This window comes from Brevundimonas sp., from assembly GCF_016463485.1.
Classification (GTDB): domain Bacteria; phylum Pseudomonadota; class Alphaproteobacteria; order Caulobacterales; family Caulobacteraceae; genus Brevundimonas.
The window spans coordinates 1-1705 of sequence record NZ_JAEMRD010000259.1 but is presented as its reverse complement, the minus strand read 5'-3'; the positions used below and the strand labels follow the sequence as shown (position 1 = coordinate 1705).

Here is a 1705-nt window from a genome sequence, read left to right as displayed (position 1 = left end):
GTGGAGCCGGCCGTGTTCGACAGGGCCTTGTAGCCGCCGGTGCCGGTCGAGTTGTCCAGCAGGTTCACGCCGTTGAACTTGGCGTTGGTGACGACGGTCGTGATCTGATCGCGGATCGCCTTGAAGTCTTCGTTCAGGGCGCTGCGAGCAGCGGTGGTCAGGGACTTGTCAGTCGCCGACAGGGCCTTTTCCTTCAGCTGGATGAGCAGATCGGAAACCGATTCACCCGCCGCGATGCTGACGTCGACGGCCGAAGAGCCGCGCGACAGGCTGTCCTTGACGGCACCAAGGGCAGTGACTTCCGAACGCTGGCCTTGGGCGATAGCCCAGACAGCGCCGTTGTCTTTTGCGGAGTTGACCTTCTTGCCGGTGTTGATGCGCGACTGGGTCGTGGCCAGTTCGGCATTCGTGGCTTGCAGGTTCTGGAGGGCGACGAGGGCGCCCGAGTTCGTGTTCACGCTGTTCAGCGCCATGACGAAAGTCCTTGTTTCAAGGTGTCCGACCGCCATTTTAGCCGTCGGGAGCATTTTGCTCGGAAAGACAGGCAGCAAGGGCCGCGCCACATCACGCCGATCGCCGCGACGGCGTGCCAGACCCCCGTTTCGTTGATTTCGTTACGGTACTTTGCCTTAACCACGCTTCGCGCCGGGCAAGATCTGCCGGGACAGACCGGGTCGCCCGGCAAGATCTGCCGATCGCCCGGCAAGTTCTGCCGCAAGGGCACCCGACTGGCAGGCCGTGCGGTTGAAACGGCCGGGTTCGAGGCGTCGACCGTTTCAACCGTTTCAACCGTTTCAACCGTTTCAACCGCCCGGTCCGGGCCGCCTCAGGGATAGCGGGATCGATCAAGCTCGAAATGCGGCCCGTCGCGCAGGCGGGGCCAGTCGCCGCCCCAGATGACGGGGACGTCCAGCGCCAGCGCCGCCGCCTTGAAGGCCCCGGCGATGCGCGGATAGAGCGGCCAGTCCCAGCGGACCCTTCCGTCCACCAAGGCGCAGACATCCACGGCATGGCCCGTCAGGTGGCGCGAGTTCAGGGTGCGGCTGGCACCCGCCCGGACCAGGGCGGCCTGACGCTCGGGACTGCGCAGGCCCTCGGTGACCATGAAGTCGACCGGGGTGCGGGCGATGGCGGCCTCGACCACCCGGACCAGATCGGGATGGACCCCGACCAGCCGATCCCGCGAACGGCGCGACAGTGCGCTCATGACCGGCCTCCCAGCCGCAGGCGCAGGTTGGCCATCAGCTCGATCAACTGCTGGGTGGTGGGCGCGACCAGATAGAGGATCAGCACAAGGGCCAGCAGCCCCATGATCCCGTCGGTGATCCGGGGCAGGGTCTGGGGCGTGGCGGTGCGCACAGCCGCCGCCAGCAGGGTCCACAGGGCCGTGCTGACCGCAAAGACATAGACGCGTCGCCACAGCCACCGCCCCTCGGCCAGGGGCGGGATGTCGGGTGCCTGAACGTGGGGATCGGGGGTAACCGGCACGGCGGTCTCGGAAATCAGGGGTTCGGTCATCGGTCATCCTCGAGATCGGGTTCGTTGAAGGGGCGGAGGTCGGACCGGGTGCCGGTCTGGTCCCGCAGTTCCCAGAGGCCGAGCCGGCGCGGGGCCTCGAAGACCTCGGCGTCCAGCAGTTCGACCTCCGGCTCGGTCGGGTCGCGGCCGTACGGAAGGGCGATCATCCGATGGCCACCAGTCGGAC

The 1705-nt window shown here is 67.0% G+C and carries 4 protein-coding genes; all 4 read right to left on the bottom strand.

The features are described from left to right. A partial coding sequence (locus JHC99_RS18675; protein WP_292156194.1) for a flagellin occupies positions 1–473 on the bottom strand: 473 nt, incomplete at its 3' end. Positions 474–826: 353 nt separating this feature from the next. Then, entirely contained in the window at positions 827–1207 is a 381-nt protein-coding gene (locus JHC99_RS18670; RefSeq protein ID WP_292156193.1) for a M15 family metallopeptidase, read from the bottom strand. Beyond that, positions 1204–1518: a hypothetical protein gene (locus tag JHC99_RS18665; RefSeq protein WP_292156192.1), complete on the bottom strand. Its 315-nt coding sequence runs from the start codon at positions 1516–1518 to the stop codon at positions 1204–1206. The genes JHC99_RS18670 and JHC99_RS18665 overlap by 4 nt, the downstream gene beginning before the upstream one ends. Beyond that, a partial coding sequence (locus JHC99_RS18660) for a hypothetical protein (RefSeq protein WP_292156191.1) occupies positions 1515–1705 on the bottom strand: 191 nt, incomplete at its 5' end. The genes JHC99_RS18660 and JHC99_RS18665, both read right to left, overlap by 4 nt.

Excerpts from the sequence above, each read along its gene's own strand:
- JHC99_RS18665 (WP_292156192.1), bottom strand. The coding sequence starts at position 1,518 with ATGACCGAACCCCTGATTTCCGAGACCGCCGTGCCGGTTACCCCCGAT.
- JHC99_RS18670 (WP_292156193.1), bottom strand. The coding sequence starts at position 1,207 with ATGAGCGCACTGTCGCGCCGTTCGCGGGATCGGCTGGTCGGGGTCCAT.